Source organism: Aureispira sp. CCB-QB1 (assembly GCF_000724545.1).
Taxonomy (GTDB): domain Bacteria; phylum Bacteroidota; class Bacteroidia; order Chitinophagales; family Saprospiraceae; genus Aureispira.
Genome location: NZ_JHBV01000105.1, coordinates 1 through 503, shown reverse-complemented (window position 1 = coordinate 503; position 503 = coordinate 1). Strand labels below are relative to the sequence as shown.

General features: G+C 40.4%; 1 protein-coding gene. It reads left to right on the top strand.

What is annotated here, in order from left to right; all coding sequences use genetic code 11:
* On the top strand, positions 1-503 hold a 503-nt coding region (locus CG11_RS30600; protein ID WP_197043973.1), incomplete at both ends, for a hypothetical protein.

Here is a 503-nt window from a genome sequence, read left to right as displayed (position 1 = left end):
ATTTTTGTCTACAATTCTGGACACGAGAAAGATTGGATTGGCTTTATAGAAATTGAGCTTTGGTCGGATGCTAAAAGCAAGGAGCTGTATTTTACCTACAAAGGTCGAGACTATGTGTTTCACAAACACTTTATGAAAAAATTCAAAGGCAAACGAGTGAAAGCTATGATGGCTGATGAGAAGTTGACCGAACAGCTGCTTTATAAGCGCTTGTCCAGAAAAGGCTACAAAGGCTTGTTTTTTATCATTGACGATGCTACCAATGTCTTTAGTTCTCAATTAACCCAAGCACAAAAAGCCTGTTTTTATCGTGCCAAACACGTCGGGATTTGGTTTGCCTTGGTGTTTCACGATCCCAATATGTTTCCCAATGGCGCTTGGGGAGCCTTGACCTTAGCTCGTTTTTTTAAGAACAATGTGTCTCCACCAAGAGGCAAAAAGAATGTCATTCCTCATTTTGACCAGGTGATGAAATCGTTTGAAATCTTGCAAGATGCGCCTTT